Source organism: Clostridium amylolyticum, assembly GCF_900142075.1.
GTDB classification, from domain to species: domain Bacteria; phylum Bacillota; class Clostridia; order Clostridiales; family Clostridiaceae; genus Clostridium_AA; species Clostridium_AA amylolyticum.
This window is the reverse complement of record NZ_FQZO01000006.1, coordinates 176,368-199,960: the sequence shown is the minus strand read 5'-3', so window position 1 is coordinate 199,960 and position 23,593 is coordinate 176,368. Positions and strand designations below refer to the sequence as shown.

Here is a 23,593-nt window from a genome sequence, read left to right as displayed (position 1 = left end):
AAACAGAGTGGTACCGCGGATAATCCGTCTCTTTAATTAAGAGGCGTTTTTTTATTTTTAATTATAAATAGGAGGAGAATACTATGGATTACAAAAATTTGATAGCTCAAAGGATTAAACCTTATGTAGATATGGAAATTGAAAACATTGAAAAACTTATTGAAATCCCCCCAAGACCTGAAATGGGTGATTTTGCTTTCCCATGTTTTCAACTAGCTAAAGTAATGAGAAAAGCACCTAATGCTATAGCCATAGAATTAAGTGAAAAGATAAACAAAGAAGGCTTTGAAAGAGTGGAAAATCTAGGACCTTATTTAAACTTCTTTCTAGATAAGGCTTCATTTATTAAGGAGATCATTGAAAAGGTTGAAAATGAAGGGGAAAAGTATGGTTCTTCATCCATAGGACAGGGAAGAAATGTTACTATAGACTTTTCTTCACCTAATATAGCTAAACCCTTCCATGTGGGACATTTAGTTTCTACTTCCATTGGAAATTCACTATATAGGATGTTTAACTTTGCAGGATACAACTCCGTGGGAATTAATCACCTAGGAGATTGGGGTACTCAATTTGGAAAGCTAATATCTGCTTATAAGAGATGGGTGGATGAAGAAAAATTAGAAAGTGAACCTATAAAGGAACTTTTAAGAATCTATGTTAAATTCCACGAAGAAGCTGAAAAGGATCCTTCTTTAGAAGATGAAGGCAGAATGTACTTTAAAAAGTTAGAAGAAGGAGATCAAGAATCCATCGCTTTATGGAAGAGGTTCACAGAGCTTTCATTAAAAGAATTTCAAAAGGTTTATGATATGCTAGGAGTTAAATTTGACTCTTATGCAGGAGAGAGCTTTTACAATGACAAGATGGATGCCGTAGTAGAAGAATTAAAAGAAAAAAATCTGTTAGTGGAAAGTAACGGGGCGAGGGTTGTATCTTTAGAAGATTATAATATGCCTCCATGTATAATATTAAAATCTGACGGAGCCACTATTTATGCTACTAGAGACTTAGCAGCAGCAAAATATAGAAAAGCTACTTATGATTTTGCTAAGAATATATATGTAGTAGGAAAAGATCAAACCTTACACTTTAAACAAGTTTACAAGACCTTAGAGCTTATGGGATATGACTGGTCTAAGGATTGTATGCATGTAGCTTTTGGATTAGTAAAATTTGCAGATAGAAAGCTTTCTACAAGGAAAGGTGAAGTTATTTTCCTAGAAGATTTATTAAATGAATCTATATCCAAGACCATGGAAATAATAAATGAAAAGAATCCTGAATTAGAAAACAAAGAAGAGGTAGCTACAAAGGTAGGGGTAGGAGCAATGATCTTTACCTATCTTAAAAACTCCAGGGAGAGAGATATAGTATTTGACTGGAAAGAGATGCTTTCTTTTGATGGGGAAACTGGACCTTATGTTCAATATACTTATGCAAGAGCTAATAGTATTTTGAGAAGACATACCCAAAACCAAGGGACCTGTGACTATTCAAAGCTAACTTCTCCAGAAGAGTTTGAACTGGCAAAGGCACTTTCAGGACTTCAAAGCAGCGTTTTACAGGCTTTAGACAAAGCAGAGCCATCCATAGTTACAAGATATGTAATAGATGTGGCTAAGGCCTTTAATAAGTTCTACAATACTCATTCAGTGTTAAATGTAGAAGATGAAGGGCTTAAAGAAGCTAGAATAAAATTAACTGAGGCAACCTGCCAAGTTATTAAAAATGCACTTTACCTCATAGGGCTTGAAACCGTAGAAAAGATGTAAACCATAGAAAGATGTGCAGCATAGAAAAGATTTAATAAAAATAAAGTAGAACCCAATGTGGGTTCTACTTTTTATTACCTAACTTTAATTCATTATATTTAGGGCAACTGGAAGAACAAGTTCCGCAATTACATTCACCCTTAGAGGATTTCTTTATATTTTTAACTATTATAAATATTGCAAAGGCTGCAATAGCCAAAGCTATTATAATTTCCATAAGATCACCTTCTTAAAATATTAGTAAGCCTATATTATAAAATAGGAATGAAACAATCCATGCTAATAAAAATTGGTATGTTACAGAGAATATTGTCATCTTTGAGCCATATTCTTTTTTCATGGCTCCAACTACAGCTACACAAGGGGTATACAGAAGTACAAAAACCATAAAGGAATAAGCAGATAGCACTGTAAAATATTGAGGAAGCACTTGCTCTAAGTTGGAACCGAAAATTACTCCCATGGTACCAATTACCGCTTCCTTAGCCATAATTCCAGTTAATATGGATACAGAAGACTGCCAGTTACCAAAACCTAGAGGAGCAAAAATTGGAGCTATTGCCTTTCCTATAACTGCAAGTATACTGTTGTTAATATCAGTAACCCCTGAAAAATTGAAATTAGAAGCAAACCATATAACTACGCTTATAGCAAAAATTAATGTACCAGCTTTTTTAATAAAGCCTTTTCCTTTATCCCAAGTGTTTTTTATCACATTAGAAAAAATAGGAACTTTATATTCTGGAAGCTCAATTATAAAAGGCTCTTCATCTTTTTTAAATAATGTGTTTTTAAATATCAAACCCATGATAAAAGCCATTAATATACCTAATAAGTAAAGAGAACCTACCACTAACCCTGTATTTTTAGGGAAAAATATAGAGGCGAAAAGAGCATAAACTGGAAGCCTTGCATTACAGGACATTAATGGAACTAAAAGCGCTGTAAGCTTTCTATCCTTTTCGCTTTCCAAGGTCCTTGCAGCCATAATGCCTGGTACAGAGCATCCAAAGCCTATAATCATAGGTATAAATGCTTTACCTGATAATCCCATCTTCCTCATTAGTTTGTCCATAATAAAAGCCACTCTAGCCATATAACCACTATCTTCTAGTATAGTTATACATAAAAATAAAGATATTATTATTGGGAAGAATACTAATATAGAGCCAACACCACCAACAATGCCATCTACTATTAATGAAGAGAACCAAGGGCTTGTACTAGACAATAGGTTACTAAGCCAAGGCATTAAACCGTTGTTTAACAACTCATCTAATTTATCTGCTAGGGGTTGGCCTACCCAAGTGAAAGTAAATTGAAATATTAAAAATAGTATAGCAATAAATAGAGGATAAGCCAGCCAAGGATTTAATAATACTCTATCTATTTTATTTGTAGAAGTTATTTTATTATCTTTAGCTTTAACAAGACTGTTACTAATAATGGTGTCAATAAAATTATAGGCAGATCTTTCACTAGGGAAATGATAATCATTATCATCTATTGTCCTTAAAAAATCACCGTGTACTAGAAGGTTTTTTATTTCTTCTATACCTATACCCTTGGAGGCTACTATAGGTATCACGGTTACCTTAAGTTCTTCTGATAAAAGTTTATAATCTATGGTTAATCCTTTTGACTCAGCAGCATCTATCATGTTTAGTACTAAAATAATAGGTTTCTTAAATTGTTTTAGCTGAGTAGTCAAATACAAATTTCTATTTAAGTTTGAAGCATCTACGATATTTATTATTACATCTAAGTCATCATTTTCAAGAAAGGATTTAGATATTTTCTCTTCATTAGAGAAAGTATCTAGGGCATATATTCCTGGAAGGTCTACAATTTTTATATTATTATCCAGAAAACCTTCCTTTTTTTCTACGGTTACACCTGCCCAGTTTCCAACATACTGATTTGAACCAGTTAAAGCATTAAATAGGGTAGTTTTACCCACGTTAGGATTTCCTACTAAACCTGCAATTAACATCGATGTCCTCCTTATTTAATAAAAATATTTTTAGCGTCAGTTTTCCTTATGGCTAAATCAAAGCCTCTAAAGTTCACCACTAGGGGATCACCTAGGGGAGCCTTTTGCTTTAATTGTATTTCTGTACCTTCTATACAACCGAGAGCCATAAGACGTTTTGCTAATTTATCATTTCCTTGGATTTCAGTTATTATAGCTTTTTCACCAAGCTTTAAATCAGTAATGCTCATTAAATCCACCTCGCAATGAAATTCATTCTCAATACAAATATTATCACGTGGTTAAAAAAATGTCAATAAGTTATTAATAATGTTTAATAGTTATCAATAAAACTTTTATTTAAATAAATTATAAAATATGAGATAATAAACCATAAGAAACACATTAGAAAAGAGTGATATAGTGATTGTACGAGAAAATTTAATAGAAATAGAAGAACTTGAAGAAAGTTACTCTTTAAAGTTTGAGGAAAGAAAGGATATATATAAAGATGCGGTGTATTTTGATTTAGAACATTATGTATATAAAAAGCCCATATGTATAGGAGTATTTGGTTGTTGTTATTATGATGAAGCTCAAGAGGCTCTAGTGGTTACTCAGTATATGATTGAAAATAGGAATGAAATAGTAGAAATATTGCATTTAGCGGAAAGGTATTTTAAAGAAATTGAAATGAAAAATAAAAAATATATAGTTACCTTTTCCGGAAATAATGACTTTCATGTTATTAATTATCTTTTTGAAAAATACAACATAGATTTCACCATAACAGAGCATTTTAAGCCTTTAGATTTACAAAAAGAATACGAGAAACAGTTTAAGGAAAGCACCGGATTAAAAGCATTAGAAAAAAAGTTTGGAATCATTAGAGAAGGAGAGCTTATAAGCGGATCAAATCTTGCAAAGACCTTTAGTAAGGTTATAAAGGATAAGGATTATATCATAAGGATGCCAGCAGAAAAAATTACAAAAATACTTTTATATAATGAGCAAGATGTAGTTAATTTATTTCATATCTTGTTAAATTGGGAAAGGACAATATAATATTTTTGGTTTCTAATGGGAACTAAAAACAAAACCTGTATCTACGATACAGGTTTTGTTTTTATAGATGAGATTGTAAATTATTTATAGCTATTTTTATTCTACTTATACTTTCATCTTTTCCTAAGATATCCGCTAGTTCTAAATATCCTCCTGGGGAGCTTTGAAGGCCGGATAAGGCAGACCTTATAGGCCACATAATCTGACCATTCTTTATTCCTTCCTTGCTTACAAATTCACTAATTAGTCCAGATATGGTATCGCTATTCCAAGGTTCTAGAGCTTCTAAAGCAGGTAGGATCTTTGTTAAGTTTTCTAAAGAGTTTTCTATGGTAGTCTTCATTTTTTTATGAAGGAATATTTCTATAGAATATTCTGGTAGTTCTGCGAAGAAACCTATTTTTTCAGGTATTTCACTTAATACTTCAACTCTAGTTTGCATAAGCTCAGAAACCTTCTTAGAATCCATTTCCTTTGGAAGTATACCTTCATAGTAAGGAAGCGCAAGGTCATGGAAAGTATCTAAAGGAAGCCTTTTAATATATTCTCCGTTCATCCACTTTAATTTTTGACTATCGAAGATTGCAGGGGACTTGTTGATATTTTTATAATCAAAAATTTTCACTAAGTCTTCTAAAGAAAATATTTCTTCATTTCCTCCTGGATTCCATCCTAAAAGGGCTATGTAGTTTAACACCGCTTCCTTTAAATAACCTTTAGCAACTAGATCTTGGAAAGAAGCATCTCCATTTCTTTTACTTAATTTGTTGTGAGCATCTTTCATTATAGGAGGACAATGAACATATACAGGTACTTCCCATCCAAAGGCATCATATAATCTGTTGTATTTAGGTGAAGAGGATAGGTATTCGCTGCCTCTTACCACGTGAGTTATTTTCATTAAATGGTCGTCTACCACATTGGCAAAATTATATGTAGGCAGTCCATCAGATTTTATTAATATCATATCTTCCAGTTCGGAGTTATCTACAGATATATGTCCATAAATGACATCTTCAAAGGAAGTGGTACCTTCTACAGGGTTATTTTGACGTATAACATAAGGTATTCCTTTTTCTATGTTTTCTTGAATTTCTTCTTTGGATAGGTGAAGGCAGTGCTTATCGTATCTAAAGGTTTCATTCTTAGATTCTAAATCTTTTCTTAAGTTTTCTAATCTATCTTTATCGCAGAAACAATAATAAGCTTCTCCTTTATCTACTAGTTCTTTAGCATATTGAAGATATATACCTTTTCTCTCACTTTGAACATAAGGACCATAATCTCCACCTAAATCAGGACCTTCGTCATGTATGAGTCCTGTAGCTTTTAAAGTATTATTAATTATGTCTACAGCGCCTTCCACATATCTTTCCTGGTCAGTGTCTTCAATTCTTAATATAAAATCTCCATCTTCATGTTTTGATATTAAATAGGCATAAAGGGCGGTTCTAAGATTTCCTACGTGCATATAACCTGTAGGGCTTGGTGCAAATCTTGTTCTAATCTTGCTATATTCCATTTCGTTCACTCCTAAAAACTTCATTTATTTATTTTATAATTTTAAAGTATAACTTAACACATTTACTACTAATTATCATAAACCAGCCTATTTTTTATGTCAATATAAGCCATCAACGCCTAGAGATGTTCTTTCCATCACTTTGAAGTAGTAAATTTCCATGAGTGTCTGTTCTATAACATATTATATCCCTAGACCTTAGTGTTTTTAAAACCTGTTCATGAGGATGACCAAAATCATTTCCTAAACCACAACTTATTACAGCAAACTTTGCTTTTACTTTGTCTATAAAATCCCCAGAGGTAGAAGTGTTACTCCCATGATGTGAGACTTTTATCACATCTGCTCTTACATTTACGTTATTAGATAGTAACTCCATTTCTATAAGTTTTTCTGCATCCCCGGTGAACAAAAAAGAAGTATCCCTGTGTTTAAGGAGTACCACTGTAGAATAGTTATTTAGGTTTTGGTAATTATCCTTTATGGGAGATAGAAACTCCAGGGATGTAAAGTTATCAAAATTTATAATAACACCATGTTTAGCCACATTTATCTTTAAATTCTTTTTTTTAAGTTCTGTAATCATACTTTTAAAGGTAGTTGTATCCGTTACCACCTTGGGAGCATAAAACTTAAGTATTTTAAACTTTTTTATTATACTATCCATAGAACCTATATGATCTTCGTGAGGATGAGTTGCAATAACATAATCGAGTTTTTTTACATTATGAGCTTTAAGAAAGCTTACTAATTTTTTGCTATTATAGCTAGGTCCTGCATCTATTAGCATATTTATATCCTTATACTGTATAAGGATGCTATCTCCTTGTCCTACATTAATGAAGTAAACATTTAATATTTGTGAATTTGAATTTTTTTTATTACTTGGATAACAACTGGTTTGAAGCATAATTAAAATGCAGAGCATTATATGGAATAGTCTTTTAATTATTTTCATAAATAACCCCTTATTATGATGTTTACATTTAGATTATAACCAGTTTTATTTATATTGAAGCACTTATGGTTATCTTGTATAATAAAAATGTTATATACAAATGGAGAGTGATTTAATGAGAACTTATATTATAATGTTGTATTATGGCTTTTATATGATATTTATGGCCTTTAGACTATTAATAATAAAAATACTGCGCAAGGTAAGGGGAAATGATGTAGCAGAAAGTTATAAAACAAAAGTTGTTATGAAATGGAGCAAACATACTCTAAAGGTTACAGGAATGAGCTATAAAGCTTTTGGTACAGAAAATATACCAGATGAAAGCTGCTTGTTTGTAGCAAATCATCAGAGCCTTTTTGATATTCCAGTACTTTTAGATGCTGCTAAGAAGCCTTTAGGGTTTATAGCAAAAAAAGAGTTAAAGAAAGTTCCTATATTACATTCTTGGACAAAAGAAATAAATTGCGTTTATATAGATAGAGAAAACGTTAGGGAAGCTATTAAATCAATAAATGAAGGTATACAATTTTTGCAGCAAGGAATATCTATGGCTATTTTCCCAGAGGGGACAAGGGCTAAGGATGGTAAAATTAAAGCCTTTAAGAAAGGCAGTCTAAAGCTTGCCACAAAATCAGGTGTACCAGTAGTACCTGTTACCATACAAGGCACCTATAAAGCCTTTGAACTTAATAAAAAGCTTCAAGATACAGAAGTGATTATACACTTTGGTAAACCCATATATCCTGAAAGCTTAGATAAAGAAAAACAAAATAATCTTTCAGAAATAGTAAAAGAGGAAATAATTAAATATCTATAAAAAAGAAGTTCCTGAGATAGAATATAAATATCTCAGGATTTTTTTATGGAGATGTATTTAGAAGAAATACTATGCTTTACAAGATTAAGAATTCACGAAATACAGAGGATATTGATTAAAAACATATAAAGAAATTGCAAAAAATATGATATAATAAATTTATTAACCCTTAAAACTATAAATAATGAAATTATTTAAATGCAAAAATTGCATCAGGAGGTATTCATGATTAAAGAATTTTCATTTAGTAATGACAAGGCCATGATAAATTTTACAGCTAAATATTGCGATAGTCAGGAAAAAATATTAAGATCTCAAGGTTTTCAAAGACTTATGACAGTTTATATTAACAAAAGGAAAAAGAGAAATTCTAATGTTTATAAATATATTACTGAAGAGTTTCCTGGAAAGGATGACAGTGAAAAGCTTCAAAATATTATTAGATTATTTCACCTTTTAACCGTAATGACTGCAGAAGAAATTATGGATATGGAGGAAAAATATAAAAATATACTAATCAATAAGGATTCCTTAATTGTTCTTATAGAAGATGTATATAGTTTTTGGAGAAAGTTAGAGAGATATACTATTGTAGAAAATGCAAAAATAACAGAAGGCATAACTTCAGTAAGATTTGAAGAAGCTAATACTAATTTTTCATCTTTGGTATTAGATCTTTATAGAAAAATAGAAGAGCATGTGCTGGGATATGCACCTAAAGTATATAGACAGGTACCCGCAGGTGGTAATGCCAGCTTATTATTAAATAGGCTAGTGTGGCCTTGTCCTATGGAATATTCCATACTAGAAGGTATCCCATTTATTGATACCATATCCCTAGAAACACCTTTCATCACATATCCAAAAAAGAACAAAAGAGATGGGTATTTTAACGAAGTTAATTACAATCCTGTAAAAGAATGTTCTTTAAATAAAGAACATTGGTTTTGTTTTCCTATTAAAGTAGGAGAATTATTAGCTTATATATATTTTCATAGAGATTTTATGGATCATGGGGTTTCCTTATGCAATCTCTTTGAAGTAGCAAGAGAAGAGGAGTACAGGGGGAGAAAGCCAGATATTATATATGTTTTTGGAGCGAAGGATAATAGTGAGGAGTTAAAAACAATATTTTATGATGATGTTAAAAATGATATTATGGTAGGATATGTAAGTCACAGCCAAGAAATAGATTATTTTGGATACATGAAAAAAATGACTCTTACCTTGCACAATTTGATAATGATTAAAAGGGGTCATTTACCAATACACGGAGCTATGGTCAATATAATTCTTAAAAATGGTAAATCTGCAAATGTAGTAATAGTAGGAGATAGTGGTGCAGGTAAATCAGAAAGTCTGGAAGCCTTTAGAAGTTTAAGTGAAGAATATGTCAGTGATATGACCATAGTATTTGACGACATGGGCACACTTAAAGTTATAGATGAGAATATTAAAGGCTATGGTACTGAAATAGGCGCTTTTGTTAGATTAGATGATTTAGACCAAGGCTATGCTTTTAAAGAGATTGACAAGAGTATATTTATGAATCCAGATAAGACCAATGCTAGATTAGTAATGCCTGTAGCTTCCTATAAAGATATAATTAAGGGATATAATGTTGATTTATTTTTATATGCTAACAATTTTCAAGAGGTTAAACCAGGGGAGAAAGCTATTAGATTCTTTGATAATTCAGTGGAGGCTATTAATACCTTTAGAGAAGGGGCTAGGTTAGCAAAAGGCACCACCACTGAAAAAGGCCTGGTAAAATCATATTTTGCTAATCCCTTTGGGCCTTATCAGAAGCAAGAAGAAACAGATAAGCTATTAGATTTATATTTTAATAAGTTTTTTGAAAAAGGAATAAAAGTAGGAGAGATAATGACTTGCTTAGCTCTAGAGAATATGGAAAAAGAAGGACCAAGAAATGCAGCGGTAGAGCTCTTTGAGCTTATTAAAAACTTATAAGAAAACAGAGCTTAAGTTATAAAGTTAACTTAAGCTCTCTTATTTTTCTGAACTCTATTTTGAATATCTTTTATAACAGCGTTAAATTTTTTGGATTTAATGCCAGGGAAGGCCTTAATTAATCTTCTATGATTAAAGCTAAGCTTATTTAAAATTCTATTGTATTTTTCTTTAAGTTCTTTAAGACTTATTTCTATTTCCTCTGATTTATTTATAGCTTTACCCACTAAAGAAGCATATTTATTCTTAAGTTCTAATTCTACTTCGCTTAATTCTGTAAATATTTCATTAAATTTATTTAAAGAAATTATAGTAAGAATAAGATCTATAATGAAACAAAATAAAAAAGTATAGCTAATGATAATTTTATATTTATCAGGAATAATATTTACTTTTGAATACACAAAAGGTTGTATAACTTTTATTGCAATAATAGATATAATTCCCCAAGCTAAAGAAAAAGAAAGGCATATTCTGCCCTTAACATTTAAAAAGTTATTGGTATAATCCCACCATTTTGTATTAAAGAAGTGTTCCAATATAGCACCTGTAATATATTCTACTAAGGAGGTTACCATCATGCCTACTATAAAAATATATAATATGCTACTTTCAGAAGGAATGGTCACAAGTAAAGACAACATTCCAAAACCATATATAGGGCACAGTGGTCCATAGAGAAAGCCTCTATTAACGAAAGTGCCTTTTTTGGAAAAAGCATAAGTTACTTCCAGCATCCAACCAAAAATAGAATATATCATTAATAGTAATATTAGTTCAAATACATAAAATCCACTTATAGATAAAAACATCTTACTCACCTTTGATAATTAATTTTTATATACTTAGCGTAACTATTATATACATTCTAATATTACTATTAAAAATAAACAAGCCCTCTAAAAAGAGGGCTTGTGTTAGTGGCTAATCAATATCTCTATAACGATCTTTTGCAAAGAAGGATATAGCATATAATCCTGCAATTCCTACAAGAGCATATACAACTCTGGTGATAGCAGACATATTTCCAAAAATTGCAGCTACCAAATCAAATTGAAAAAATCCTATAAGTCCCCAGTTTATAGCTCCTATTACCACAAGTAATAAAGCGGTTACATCTAAAGTTCTCATTATACTACCTCCTATAATTTTAGATTGTTAAGTTGATTTGAAAATTCAACTAAATCTAAGGGTTTATAGATGTATTATTTACTGTTTTAAAAAAAATATGCGCTTGTAATTTCTATAAGTTGTATGTTTTGGAATGTTATAATTAAAAATAAAAAAGTTTATGTCCGTGACATAAACTTAGTGGTAAAGTATAATTAGGTTGAAAAGTACATACTTTAAAGATGAATATTTCTATCTATAGGTTGTGATAAGGATATAAAGGTATCTGTTCTTTGAATCCCTTGTATATTATTTATACTATTCATAAGAATCTCTTGAAGATGAGAAATACTCTTACATACTACTTTTGCAAAAATTGAATAGTCGCCTGTGGTTAAATGAAGTTCTACTATTTCTTTTATGTTTTTCATTTCTTCAATTACATAGGAAAATGAAGAGGTCTTATCTACATATATGCCTACAAAACAGCATACATCATAACCTAACTTAGGTAAATCTAGAAGTATTCTAGTACCTTTAATAATGCCTAAGTCCTCCATTTTTTTCATTCTAACATGAATGGTTCCACCACTCACATGGCATATTCTAGCGATTTCTAGGTAAGGAGTTCTGCAATCTTTAATTAGTATATCAAGTATCTGTAAATCTAGTTCGTCAAGTTGATTAATGTGAGTTATTGACACAATATCACCTCATTAATTTAAATATATAAATTATAAGTTCACACTACATAATTTTATTTTATCAAAAATAATGATGATTTACTAGCAAAATAATAATATTTTTTTAATTTATTTGTTTTTTTTCAATAATGGATTATAAAGCTTCAGTAATTAATTATTGTTTGAATATTAATTATATAGTTCTTTGTCTTGAAAAATAGTGTGTATTAAAATAATATTAATATAGATAAAATTTATTAAGAAAGGAAGATAATATTGAGTACAGCGCAGTGGGTTATTTATACTATAGTGTTCTCAGTGGTTTTATTCATTCTTTATACTATTTTAAGAGTGTATGTATTACATAAATTAAAAGTTAATAGATGGATAATATTTACTCTTGCTATTATCGTATTTTTAGTACCCTCATTATTAAAATTACAAGGACTTTTATGGGTATCCATACAGTCAGGGTTCTTTGTTCTTTTATTTTTGTGGTTTGTAGACCTTACTAAAATTCAAAAAATTAAAGACAAGCAAATAAAGATAAAACCAAAGGCTAAGCCTAATAGAGTTAAAAACAAAGATAAATAGCAAAAGCCCCCTATATAGGGGGTTTTAATCTATAAAAATAGGGGAAGTCAATGCAATTTTATCCTTCATATAAACTTTAACTACATAATATTTCTCTGATTTATTAATAGGAAATTTGAAAATATATCTTATTCTCTCTTGATGCATATCCTTTAAGGATTTTATTATAGTGTTACCATTAGTTATAATTTCAATTTTATCGATTTTATTTATTTTATCTTCAGCTATTATGGTAAAATTTAGTTCCGTCTTTTCATCATAGGGAATAGAACTTCCCATAATATGATTATTTATGCTAAAAGTAAGTTTTAAGCTTTTTGATTCCGTAGAATAGACCCTTAAAAGCTTAAAAGCCTCAAGGATACTTTTCTTATTTAATTCATCACAAAGCACCACAGTAAGATTTTCACTATCTCCATAATTTAATTTATGATTGTCTTGGCTATTTATCGCACCTAATTTCCAGCCTTTATCTAATAATTCAAAATAAAGTTTATCATATCTTTTGTATTTTTGAGGAAACATCCCATTGCCTACTTCAACATACTTTATATAGTTATTTACATCTTCTGAATACTGAGTATTTATTATGCTTTTATCTGGGTGATTAAAGCCGCCTAAACTTTCGTTATTGGCAACAAACCAAAACAAAAGATTTTGCATTTTTTTTAAGGTACCTTTAAAATAGAAATTAGAATTTATTATATTTATATGTCCATGATTATTAGTGTGAACTTCAAAGCCTTGCAGGGCTAAGAAGTTTTTATTTTTTTTGTTATAATAGTTTATATACTTTCTTAAGGTTTCCCATTTGGTTAATACATTAGATTTATAATAAACCTTATCTTCAAGATAATCATTATGATCCGTGATTATAATAAAATCCAAGCCTTTATTCTTTGCATATTCCAGTGCTTCTAAGGGAGAGCTTTTCCCCGTAGAGTAATTAGTGTGACAATGGGGTATACCATAGAAGTGTTTTAGATTTTCTATTTTAATTCCTTCTCTATTTTTTGTTTTTTGCTTACCCACTCTTAACCTCATTAAAATTGCTATTAATAACATTATATGATTAAACTCTTATATTAGTTTAGGTTATTTAATTTGAACGCTAATAGAATTCAAATTAAAAATTTAGAATTTAAAATTTAAAATGAAGGACAGTTTTTCCGAAAAAGCATCAGAAAAACTTATAATTTATAAAAAGAGAAATGCCCAAAGGCTTCAGCCTTTGGGCATTTCTTATAAATTCCTAGAAACTCCGCTAGGAGTTTCCTGCTTAATTTTAAATTCTCGATTCTAAATTCTCAATTAACTAACTGCATCCAGTGGTGGAGCCGCAGTCTTGGCAGAGCATACAGGTTCCGTTACGAACCATTTTAGTGCTGGAGCAGGTTGGGCAAACACTTCCGTATACTCTTTCACCTTTTTGAGTTTCATCATCTTCTTTTAAGATAGGTGATGAGGAAGGAGCGGTATTTGCATTAACTAGGGAAGTTTCAATAGTTTTGCTTTTTTGCTGCATATCATAATCATCAGGCTTTACCTGGCACTTTGAAAAGTCACCTAGTTCAATGTCTATTATCTTACTTATTAAGTCAGAAATTGAAGTTACATATTTTATATAAGGATGCTTTTGCACAAAACCATAAGGTTCATACATTTGTCCTCTCAGCATTCTAGATATATCTTGAGCAGGTACATGGTACTGAAGCATCACTGAAATAGATTTGGACAATGAGTTTAGAAGCCCAGTTATTATGGTACCTTCTCTATCTGTAGTGATATAAATTTCGCATATTTCTCCATTAGGATTTCTATTTACAGTGGTGTAGATTTTAACATCATCTATTTGTGCTGGATGAGTATTACCATATCTTACACCTTGTGGTTTAGCTCTTCTCTTATAGTTTGTAAGGTTTGATTGAAGCTCTTTAGCTGCTCCAAGTAAGTCACTATAGGATAAGTCTTCTAGCTGCATTTCTGAAGCTTCATCCATAGAGGTATTTAATGGTTGGCTTGCCTTACAACCATCTCTGTAAATTGTTATACCTTTTACGCCTAGCTTCCAAGATAATATGGTAATATTCTTAATGTCATCCACGGATGCTTCCTTTGGAAGGTTTACTGTCTTTGATATTGCTCCTGAAATAACAGGGGATATAGCTGCCACCATTTTAACATGTCCTTCTGGAGCTATATATCTTTTACCGGTTCCGCAAGTGTTTGCGGTATCAAACACACTGTAATGCTCTGGTTTTAAATGAGGAGCACCTTCTAGCTTACCATCAGCTAGTTTTTCGAACTCGTAGCCATCTTTTGTTACTTTTTCAGTTCTTGTTATATATTTTACTATGTCAGATATTTCTTCATCACTATAACCTAAATTCTTTAATGAGGATTCAATAACTGGATTAACCAAAGTCATAAATCCACCGCCAGCAAGCTTTTTGTAAACTATGTGGCTAAAGAAAGGCTCAATGGAAGTAGCACCGCAATCCATAGCGAAGGATATAGTTCCTGTAGGAGCGATTACGGATACTTGAGCGTTTCTATAACCGTGTTTAGTTCCATTGTCTAAAGCTTTTTTCCATACAGATTTTAAGGTAGAGCTTAAATCATCTAAACTCAAAGCTTTTAAAAGGCTATGATCTGCTATATAAGGTTTATAATTTAGCCCTTCAAAGTTTGAATGTAGTGAACCAGCAGCTCTGGAATGGTTTCTAATAACTTTCAACATAGATTCTTTATTTATTTCATATTTAGCAAAAGTACCTACGCTTTCAGCCATTAATGATGAAACATAATAAGATTGTCCAGTTAATATTCCTGTTAAGGAGTTTGCTACGGCTCTAGCCTCATCAGAGTCATAGGGATGACCCATAACCATTAAAAGGGAAGAAAGATTAGCAACCCCTAATCCTGTGGTTCTAAAATAATAAGTTTTACGAGCAATATCCTCAGTAGGATATTGACCCCATTGTATAGAAGCTTCCAGCATTAATTGATTTAAAGAAATCATATGTAAGAAACCCTCTATGTCAAAGGTGTTTTTATCATTATCATAAAAGTTATATACATTTATGGAAGATAGGTTACAGGAAGTATCATCAAGGAATGCATATTCTCCACAAGGATTTGTAGAGTTAAGTTTATTATGCTTTGCTCCTAAAACTCCATCTTCTCCTGCTGGGCATGTATGCCATGCATTAAAGGTGTCATCAAATTGAGGGGCTGGATCTGCACACTTCCAGGAAGATACATTCATTAAATCCCAAAGTTCTTTTACTTTAATCTTTCTATTAACCTTGTCATCCACTCTACCTTTTAACTCTATTTCAGCATCAGGATTTATACCTAAATCACAAACCTTTTGCATAAAATCATCATATATTCTTATGGAGTTATTGCTGTTTTGCCCAGAAACCGTAGCATAAGCTTCCCCGTTAAAATCAGAGTCATAACCCATCTTTATTAAAGCTCTAACCTTATCTTCTTCATTGGCCTTCCAAGTGATAAATTCTTCTATTTCAGGATGATCAATGTCTATACATACCATTTTTGCAGCTCTTCTAGTAGTGCCGCCAGATTTTATAGCACCAGCATTTCTGTCAAATCCTTTAAGAAAACTCATTAATCCAGAGGAAACTCCACCACCAGAAAGCTTTTCACCTTCTGCTCTTAGAGTGGAGAAGTTTGTACCAGTACCTGAACCACCTTTAAAAAGTTTTGTTTCAGTAACAAACTGCTCTGAAATAGAATGATTTCCTAAAAGTTTATCTTCTACTGAAACTATAAAGCAAGCAGAAGCCTGAGTTCTACTATAATTATCCTCTGATTTAACTACTTTGCCTAAGGTTTCATCAAAATAAAAATTACCTTGAGGAGAGCCTTTAATTCCATAAGAAAGTGCTAACCCCGTATTAAACCATTGAGGAGAGTTTGGAGCATATAGTTGAGCCAAAAGCCCGTACACCATTTCATCATAGAAAATAGAAGCTTGTTCATCTGTTTTTATTAGCCCTTCATCCTTTAATGCTTCGCACCAAAAATTAACTAAACGATGAGCTACCATCTTCATGCTGGTTTCAGAACCTGTTGCGCTAGGCACTCCAGCACGTCTAAAATATTTAGAAGCTATAATATCACAGGAGTTCTGAGAGTAATGAGAGGGAAACTCTAAATCTTTCATATCTACCAATACTTTGCCTGTTTTATAATCCTTAAGAAGTACATCTACTTTTTTCCACTTAAATAAGTCATAAACCGTTTTTGAATTGTTTTTTTCTAATTCTTTAGTATAATATCTTTTAAACAACTGATTTATATCGGCCATTTATTTACCTCCAAACAAATTATTATCACTACATATAGTATGGACGTTTTCGAAAACACACTATATATTGGTAATAAAAATTATATAGTATTTATAAGTTTTATTCAACAATAAAAAATATCAAAATTTTAAATATAGATTTAATTTATTCATTCTTAAGCCTATATGGTACAAAATTTATAAAAGGAGAAAAAATATGTTAAGAAAGTTTTTAGATTATGAACCGAAAATTGGTAATGAGTGTTTCATAGCCCCTAATTCAGAGGTAATAGGAAGAGTACATTTAGGAAATAAATGTAGCATATGGTTTGGGGCTGTTCTTAGAGGTGACGAAAATGATATAATAATAGGAGAAAATTCAAATATACAAGATAATTGTGTGGTTCACGTAGATAGTGATAGAAAAACCATAATTGGAAGGAATGTAACCATAGGCCATGGAGCCATAATACATGGCTGTACCTTAGAAGATAATGTTTTAATAGGCATGGGAGCAATTATATTAAATGGAGCAGTAATTGGAAGTAACACCATTATAGCTGCAGGAGCCTTAGTGCCTGAGAACAAGATAATACCTTCAGGGGTGCTTTGTATGGGCTCTCCTGCCAAGGTAATAAGGGAATTAACTGAAGAAGAGATTATGAAACTTCAGCTATCTGCTGATCATTATAGTGAGCACTCTAAAAATTATTAACCTAAAATACACAAATAATTCTCACCTGCATGGATAATAATATATATTGATGCAGGAGGGATAAAAATGAAAAAAAATATAATGAAAATTTTTGTTATGAGCTTAGCAATAATTATTATTAAATTTTTTAATGGTTATAGTTATGAACTAAAACCTGAAGTTCAATTTATTGATGTAGGTCAAGCGGACTGTATCTTGATAAAAGGCAGTAAAAATTATTTAATAGATACTGGAAGCGGAGAGACATCTGAAAGTGTTGTTAAACACCTAAAGATGGAGGGAATTGAAGAATTAGAAAATATTATAATTACTCATTATCATGAGGATCATTATGGTGGATTAAAAAGGATATTACAAAATGTAAAGGTAAAAGAAATAATACTGCCTTATGTAGAACATAAAGAAGACATTATAAGCTATGTAAAAAAGATGGACTTCAATTATACTTTACTAGATAAAAATACACTTTTAGAAAGCCCTAAAGTGAACTTAAAAATTTTGGTGCCTCCTCAAAGGGATAAAAACATAGAAAACAATAATTCCTTAGTTATCCTAGGGCAAATAGATGACATCAGCTATTTATTTATGGCGGATGCAGAAAAAAAGCTGGAAGATGAGTTGATTAAAAATTATAATATACCAAGAGTGAATATATTAAAGGTAGGTCATCATGGACTTATTACTGGCACCACCAACAGGCTTTTAAATGCAACCAAGCCAGATTTTGCTGTTATATTTAGCGATGGAATAGGAAGCCCAAGTTATAACGTGAGTCAAAGATTAACGAAGCATGGAGTAAATATATTAAGAACAGATAAATTAGGTTCTATAAAAATAGAAAATGGCAGCTCTAGTGAAGATAAAGTGATAATAAAAATATACAATTTAAAAACCTAAGTTTTTTATAATATGGAGGGGTAAAATGGAGATTTCACCATTACGTAAAGGTACATCTGTGATTCCAGATAGAAAAAAGGTAGATTCAAAAAAAGATTTCTCTCAAAACTTTAATTTTGCTAGGGATAGAAAAAACGAAGAGCAATTAAAAAAGACTTTAGAGGAAATTAAGAAAAAAGGCAATAGATTGGTGATTACCAAATGCTATGCTGATGTAAAAGCATATAAAAATCTTATAAAAGAATACCTTCAAGATGTATTAGCCTTTATGTATAATGTTAAAAAAGACATAAGCTTTTGGCAAACCCAGTATTTCATCACCGTAGAAACCATAGACAATAAATTAAAAGAACTTACGGAAAACCTTTTACAAGAAGAAAAAGAAAATTTGAACATAGCCTCTACCATTGATGAAATACAAGGGTTGATAGTAGATATATATAGATAATTGAGAATTTAGAATTTAGAATTTAAAATGAAGGATAGTTTTTCTGAAAAAGCATCAGAAAAACTTACCAATATAGCAAATATAGCAAAATAAAAATGCCAAAGGCTGAGGCCTTTGGCATTTGTATATATATTCTTCGAAACTCTTCGAGTTTCTTCCTTCATTCTCAATTCTAAATTTTTAATTATTTAAAGCTCTCGTAGCTTGCATCGGAAGGCATTCGCCAATCTCCTCTAGGGGAAAGGCTTATGGTTCCTATCTTAGGACCGTCAGGCAGGGCTGATCTTTTGAACTGTTGAGTGAAGAATCTCTTTATAAAACTATTAAACCATTTTTCAATGGTTTCCTGGGAATATTCACCTTTAAAAGCTTGTTTTGCCAAGAATAATATTTTTTCGTTGCTGGCTCCATGTCTGATAAAATAATATAGGAAGAAATCGTGTAATTCATAGGGACCCACTATATCTTCTGTTTTTTGTGATATTTTTCCCTCACTATCTTTAGGAAGAAGTTCTGGGCTAACTGGGGTATTTAATATATCCAATAAAATATCACTAATAACTGGAGTCATAGTATATTTTGCAGCATAATTAACTAGGTACCTTACCAAGGTTTTAGGCACAGAGCAATTAACTGAATACATGGACATATGATCTCCGTTATAAGTGCACCAACCTAAGGCGAGTTCAGAAAGATCCCCGGTACCTATGAGAAGAGCACTTTCTTTATTAGCTACATCCATTAATATTTGGGTTCTTTCACGAGCCTGAACATTTTCGTAGGTTACATCATGGATATCTGCATCGTGGTTAATATCCTTAAAGTGTTGTACACAGGCATCTACGATGTTTATTTCTCTAAAGTCAGTACCTAGTTCTTTGCATAGGTTCACGGCATTATTATAGGTTCTGTCAGTAGTGCCGAAACCTGGCATGGTTATGGTTAATATATTTTCATTAGGAAGCTTCAAGAGTTCAAAGGTTTTAACAGCAACGATCAAAGCTAAGGTGGAGTCAAGGCCCCCAGAGATTCCTAATACTACCTTTTTTAATCCCGTATGCTCCAATCTTTTAGCCAAAGCAGAGCTTTGTATATTTAATATTTCTTCACATCTCTTTTTTCTTTCCTCTTCTCTAGAAGGTACAAAAGGATGTTTATTAATTTTTCTATCAAAATTTCCTATGGTTATATCATTAAAATTAAACTCTATTATTTCTGGAGTTAAATTAAACATTGTAGTGCTATCTCTAAAACTAACATTTTTAGTTCTTTCAGCATTTAATTTATCTATATCTATAATGGAGTTTAAAATCTCATTATTTCTTTGAAACCTATGATTTTCTTCTAGAATAGTGCCATTTTCAGCTATTAGCAAATGACCGCTAAATACCAAATCTGTAGTGGATTCGTAGACTCCGCTGGAGGAGTAAATGTAGGCAGATAAATTTTTAGCGCTTTGTGAAGAGACTAGATTCCTTCTATAGTCGCTTTTACTTACTAATTCGTTGGAGGCTGAAAGGTTTCCTATTATATTGGCACCCATAAGGGCTAAAAATGAGCTAGGAGGAATGGTTACCCATAAATCCTCACATACTTCAAAGGCTAGTTTAATTTCATTGCATTTAAAAATAAGATTAGTTCCAAAGGGGATACCTTTTTGAAAATCTAAATCAACTTTTTCAAAGTAGAAAGGTTTTCCTTGAGCAAACCATCTTTTTTCATAAAACTCACTATAATTAGGAACATATATCTTAGGTATTATACCTAACAGGGAGCCGTTAAATATAATATAAGCACAGTTATATAAAGCATAATTATGTTCAAAAGGTGCTCCCACAGCAATAAGTATGTCTTTTTCTTGGCTATATTCGCATAGAGACTTAATAGCATCCTTGGATTTATTCAGTAACTGCCTTTGAGAAAATAAGTCTCCGCAGCTATAAGAAGTTATAGAAAGCTCGGGAAATACTATGGCCTTTGAATTTGATTTTTCCGCAATATCAATACATTCTTTTATACTATTTAAGTTGAAATCTATGTCTGCTACCCTAGTTACTGGACAGGCAGATGAAACTCTTATAAAACTCATTTTATCACCTCTGTAATTTATAGTAATAACATTTATTTAATATATAATTTGAGTATAATATAATTAAACCATAAAGTGCTATTATTTTAAATTTAAATACAAATTAAATGTATTTTAGTGGAGGAGGGAATTTAAATGAACCCTACTGTAGTTAAATGGGTGATACTGATATTATTGCTGATTGCTTGGTTTTATACTCAATCAAAAAGAAATAAACTTTAAAAGTAAAATATTTAAATAAAGAGAAGCCGAATCAAAACCATTGATTTGGTTATTTTTTTAACACCATTTATTTACATATACCTTCTGTAAAGCCCGCAAATGGGTAAAATATTAAATGTAATAATTAAAAGCTTAATAATAAGGAGAAACTTTGTTAAAAATTATGTAATATATTGTAAAAATCACTCACCTGTGTTAATATAACTATTGGAATAGGGTAATTAATAACTTTTTAAATAGATTAGGAGGTTGTCATGGCTATTATGGAACTATTCAGTAATATAAAATCACCAAAAAAATTTAGGCTGATATCAGACAGTCTTTATGAGATTAAACCAGGAAATGAAATGTACTACAATTTGGTTTCTTCTCATGGAAACGTTTGTACACCGGCGGTTAAGATAGGGGATGAAGTTAAGGTTTTTCAAGTAATAGGAGAACCAAAAGATGAAAAATCTACTCCAGTTATTAGCACGGTTTCTGGAAAAGTAATAAAAGTAATGGACAGCTTTAATAATGAAGGACTCAAAGTTCCTACTATTGTAGTGGAAAATGACAAGCAGTATAGTAAATTAGAAAAAGATATTCCAAAAGAGTTAAACCAAGATTTCGTAGATGTTATAAAAAAATATGCACTTTTAGATGGTGAAGGCAAAATGCTTTATAAGAAGTATGAGCTTAATAAACCGGAAAACATAACTAATATAATAATAAATGCAGCTAAATGGGATAAAAACTCATTGGTTATACCTTATCTTCTAAATGAAAAGTCCATGGAGATAATGGAAGCTATTAACATGATAAAAAGTATATTTGTTAATGCCTCTATTTTTTTTGTGTTTAATAAGCAAGATAACTATGATTATAGTAAGTTAAAATCCATAGAAAAGGATATTAACTTTAAAGTAATATCACAAGCTTACAGCAATTTTATGAATAATTTATTGATTCAAGATACTTTAGGTAATTGTGAAAAGGATAAAGTGATAATAGAAGATTTAAAGGATCTAATAAGTATCTACCACTGTTTTAAATCTAAGGAGCCAGTAATAGAAGAAATAATATCTATAACTGACTGCAGTATGAACACAAACAATTATAAAGTTTTAACAGGTACAAAAGTATCAGATATATTAGATGCTTTAAAAATTAATGAAGCAGATGTAGATAAAATAGTTAAAAATGGTGTTATAACTGGACAAGCAGTTATAAGTTCTGATGTACCAGTAATTCAAGGCACTGACAGCATAGCATTTATTAAGTATGAAAAAGGCCAAGCAGAAAGAGGCTGTATAAGGTGTGGAGAGTGTGCAAGGGTGTGTCCAGTAAATTTATATCCAGTTAAATTGGCAAAATATGCACAGCTAAAAGACTCAGAAGAGTTTAAGAAATATAAGGGAGAACTATGCGTAGAGTGTGGACTTTGCTCTTATGTATGTCCTTCAAGAATTAATTTAGCTAGTAAAATAATCTTAGGTAAGAACCTAATAGTTAAATAATCTTAATCATCAGGGGGAAAAGAAAATGGATAATAAGTTGTTTAAGGTTTCATCCTTTCCTCATATTCATAAAAAAAGAGATGTAAAATCAATTATGAGGGATGTTTTAATTTCATTGCTTCCAGCAGTGGGGGTAGGAATTTACTATTATAAATTAGATGCGGTTAAGCTATTATTAGCCTCAGTTATTGCAGGAGTGTTAGCTGAACTTGTATGGAATAAGACCATAAGAGGAAAGTTTGCTTTAGAAGATTGCAGCGCCATAATAACTTCTATACTTATAGCTTTAATAATGCCAAGCTTTGTTCCTATATGGATACCTGCAGTAGGCTCTATCTTTGCAGTAATAGTAGTTAAACAATTCTTTGGAGGGTTAGGACAAAATTTCGTTAATCCAGCTGCTACAGCAAAAGCATTTATTATTGCTTCTTGGGCAGGATTAATGGTTAAGCCAGTGGCAGATGCAGTGTCTGGAGCTAGTGCTACGGAGTATGTGCCACCTATAAAAGACCTTTTTATTGGATATGCTAGTGGTTCTATTGGTGAAGCCTCCATACTAGCCCTATTAATAGGTGGAGTGTATCTAATATTTAGAGGAATCATAGACGGTAAAGCTACCCTTAGCTATTTAGCTTCTGTGGCACTGTTTAGTTTTATAGTAGGAAAAGATGGTCTTTTCACTGGAGATGCCATTAGAGGATTAATGTCAGGTAGCATATTTTTAGTGGCAATTTTCATGGTTAATGATTTTGCAACTACACCAATAAATAATATAGGGAAAATTATTTTCGGAGTATTTTGTGGATTACTTACAGTAGTATTTCAGGTGATAGGAAACAATTCTGATGGAGCTTACTATGCAGTACTTGTAATGAATTTATTTGCTCCTATGATTGAATCCTTAACCATACCAAAAGTGACTAAGGAGGCAATATAAA

Annotated in this window: 21 protein-coding genes and 1 other annotated feature (1 of these 22 cut by a window edge); of the genes, 10 read left to right on the top strand and 11 right to left on the bottom strand. The window is 31.2% G+C overall.

The features are described from left to right. Positions 1-35, top strand: a binding site (T-box leader); it begins 184 nt to the left of the window's first position. A 48-nt stretch (positions 36-83) separates the two neighbouring features. Next, the gene (gene argS / locus BUA82_RS14400; protein ID WP_073009685.1) at positions 84-1,775 is read left to right on the top strand and encodes an arginine--tRNA ligase; all 1,692 of its coding nucleotides are present in this window, start codon (positions 84-86) and stop codon (positions 1,773-1,775) included. Between the two features lie 64 nt (positions 1,776-1,839). Here the strand turns inward: argS and BUA82_RS14395 are convergent, their stop codons facing one another. From BUA82_RS14395 to BUA82_RS14385, 3 genes are read right to left on the bottom strand one after another with little or no spacing between them, the layout of a single operon-like run. Next, positions 1,840-1,992, bottom strand: a complete 153-nt coding sequence (locus BUA82_RS14395; RefSeq protein ID WP_073009682.1) for a FeoB-associated Cys-rich membrane protein — start codon at positions 1,990-1,992, stop codon at positions 1,840-1,842. A gap of 12 nt (positions 1,993-2,004) precedes the next feature. Further along, the gene (gene feoB / locus BUA82_RS14390) at positions 2,005-3,768 is read right to left on the bottom strand and encodes a ferrous iron transport protein B (protein WP_073009679.1); all 1,764 of its coding nucleotides are present in this window, start codon (positions 3,766-3,768) and stop codon (positions 2,005-2,007) included. A gap of 11 nt (positions 3,769-3,779) precedes the next feature. Next, positions 3,780-3,998, bottom strand: coding sequence for a FeoA family protein (locus BUA82_RS14385; protein WP_073009676.1), 219 nt, complete (start codon positions 3,996-3,998; stop codon positions 3,780-3,782). A 172-nt stretch (positions 3,999-4,170) separates the two neighbouring features. Here BUA82_RS14385 and BUA82_RS14380 point away from each other — a divergent pair, with 172 nt between their 5' ends. Further along, positions 4,171-4,812, top strand: a complete 642-nt coding sequence (locus BUA82_RS14380) for a ribonuclease H-like domain-containing protein (RefSeq protein WP_073009673.1) — start codon at positions 4,171-4,173, stop codon at positions 4,810-4,812. 61 nt (positions 4,813-4,873) lie between these two features. On the opposite strand, the gene gltX is transcribed toward BUA82_RS14380, so the two are convergent. Both gltX and BUA82_RS14370 read right to left on the bottom strand, forming a co-directional pair. Then, positions 4,874-6,334, bottom strand: coding sequence for a glutamate--tRNA ligase (gene gltX, locus BUA82_RS14375; protein WP_073009670.1), 1,461 nt, complete (start codon positions 6,332-6,334; stop codon positions 4,874-4,876). A gap of 112 nt (positions 6,335-6,446) precedes the next feature. After that, positions 6,447-7,292 (bottom strand): ComEC/Rec2 family competence protein, encoded by an 846-nt coding sequence (locus BUA82_RS14370; RefSeq protein ID WP_073009667.1) that lies wholly within the window; start codon positions 7,290-7,292, stop codon positions 6,447-6,449. A gap of 115 nt (positions 7,293-7,407) precedes the next feature. Here BUA82_RS14370 and BUA82_RS14365 point away from each other — a divergent pair, with 115 nt between their 5' ends. Together BUA82_RS14365 and BUA82_RS14360 are read left to right on the top strand one after the other, a co-directional pair. Further along, positions 7,408-8,112, top strand: a complete 705-nt coding sequence (locus BUA82_RS14365) for a lysophospholipid acyltransferase family protein (RefSeq protein WP_073009664.1) — start codon at positions 7,408-7,410, stop codon at positions 8,110-8,112. A 225-nt stretch (positions 8,113-8,337) separates the two neighbouring features. After that, complete coding sequence (locus BUA82_RS14360) at positions 8,338-10,083, top strand: phosphoenolpyruvate carboxykinase (protein ID WP_073009661.1); 1,746 nt, start codon at positions 8,338-8,340, stop codon at positions 10,081-10,083. A gap of 29 nt (positions 10,084-10,112) precedes the next feature. On the opposite strand, the gene BUA82_RS14355 is transcribed toward BUA82_RS14360, so the two are convergent. The 3 genes from BUA82_RS14355 to BUA82_RS14345 all read right to left on the bottom strand — a co-directional run bounded on the left by BUA82_RS14355 (position 10,113) and on the right by BUA82_RS14345 (position 11,897). Continuing rightward, positions 10,113-10,895, bottom strand: coding sequence for a putative ABC transporter permease (locus BUA82_RS14355; RefSeq protein WP_073009657.1), 783 nt, complete (start codon positions 10,893-10,895; stop codon positions 10,113-10,115). Between the two features lie 112 nt (positions 10,896-11,007). Continuing rightward, the gene (locus BUA82_RS14350) at positions 11,008-11,214 is read right to left on the bottom strand and encodes a DUF378 domain-containing protein (protein WP_073009654.1); all 207 of its coding nucleotides are present in this window, start codon (positions 11,212-11,214) and stop codon (positions 11,008-11,010) included. Between the two features lie 215 nt (positions 11,215-11,429). Further along, a complete protein-coding gene (locus BUA82_RS14345; protein WP_073009651.1) occupies positions 11,430-11,897 on the bottom strand; it encodes an Lrp/AsnC ligand binding domain-containing protein in 468 nt (155 codons plus the stop codon). A 255-nt stretch (positions 11,898-12,152) separates the two neighbouring features. On the opposite strand from BUA82_RS14345, the gene BUA82_RS14340 reads away from it, so the two are divergent. Further along, positions 12,153-12,470, top strand: a complete 318-nt coding sequence (locus BUA82_RS14340; RefSeq protein WP_083599953.1) for a hypothetical protein — start codon at positions 12,153-12,155, stop codon at positions 12,468-12,470. Between the two features lie 24 nt (positions 12,471-12,494). On the opposite strand, the gene BUA82_RS14335 is transcribed toward BUA82_RS14340, so the two are convergent. Both BUA82_RS14335 and BUA82_RS14330 read right to left on the bottom strand, forming a co-directional pair. Then, positions 12,495-13,502: a CehA/McbA family metallohydrolase gene (locus tag BUA82_RS14335; RefSeq protein ID WP_073009646.1), complete on the bottom strand. Its 1,008-nt coding sequence runs from the start codon at positions 13,500-13,502 to the stop codon at positions 12,495-12,497. Between the two features lie 283 nt (positions 13,503-13,785). After that, on the bottom strand, positions 13,786-16,806 hold the full coding sequence (locus tag BUA82_RS14330; protein WP_073009644.1) for a vitamin B12-dependent ribonucleotide reductase: 3,021 nt from the start codon (positions 16,804-16,806) through the stop codon (positions 13,786-13,788). Between the two features lie 196 nt (positions 16,807-17,002). Between BUA82_RS14330 and BUA82_RS14325 the strand changes: the two genes are divergently transcribed. The 3 genes from BUA82_RS14325 (at position 17,003) to BUA82_RS14315 (ending at position 18,845) form a co-directional block, all read left to right on the top strand. Continuing rightward, positions 17,003-17,500, top strand: a complete 498-nt coding sequence (locus BUA82_RS14325) for a gamma carbonic anhydrase family protein (RefSeq protein WP_073009641.1) — start codon at positions 17,003-17,005, stop codon at positions 17,498-17,500. Positions 17,501-17,566: 66 nt separating this feature from the next. Then, the gene (locus BUA82_RS14320; protein WP_073009638.1) at positions 17,567-18,397 is read left to right on the top strand and encodes a ComEC/Rec2 family competence protein; all 831 of its coding nucleotides are present in this window, start codon (positions 17,567-17,569) and stop codon (positions 18,395-18,397) included. A 25-nt stretch (positions 18,398-18,422) separates the two neighbouring features. Further along, positions 18,423-18,845: a YaaR family protein gene (locus BUA82_RS14315; protein ID WP_073009636.1), complete on the top strand. Its 423-nt coding sequence runs from the start codon at positions 18,423-18,425 to the stop codon at positions 18,843-18,845. Positions 18,846-19,029: 184 nt separating this feature from the next. Here BUA82_RS14315 and BUA82_RS14310 read toward each other — a convergent pair whose 3' ends face one another. Further along, positions 19,030-20,934: an NAD(+) synthase gene (locus tag BUA82_RS14310; RefSeq protein ID WP_073009634.1), complete on the bottom strand. Its 1,905-nt coding sequence runs from the start codon at positions 20,932-20,934 to the stop codon at positions 19,030-19,032. A gap of 476 nt (positions 20,935-21,410) precedes the next feature. On the opposite strand from BUA82_RS14310, the gene BUA82_RS14305 reads away from it, so the two are divergent. Together BUA82_RS14305 and BUA82_RS14300 are read left to right on the top strand one after the other, a co-directional pair. Then, positions 21,411-22,655, top strand: coding sequence for a 4Fe-4S dicluster domain-containing protein (locus BUA82_RS14305; RefSeq protein ID WP_073009632.1), 1,245 nt, complete (start codon positions 21,411-21,413; stop codon positions 22,653-22,655). Positions 22,656-22,680: 25 nt separating this feature from the next. After that, positions 22,681-23,592 carry an RnfABCDGE type electron transport complex subunit D gene (locus tag BUA82_RS14300; RefSeq protein WP_073009630.1) on the top strand — a complete coding sequence of 304 codons (912 nt, stop codon included), beginning with the start codon at positions 22,681-22,683 and terminating at the stop codon, positions 23,590-23,592. Position 23,593: the final 1 nt, after the last annotated feature.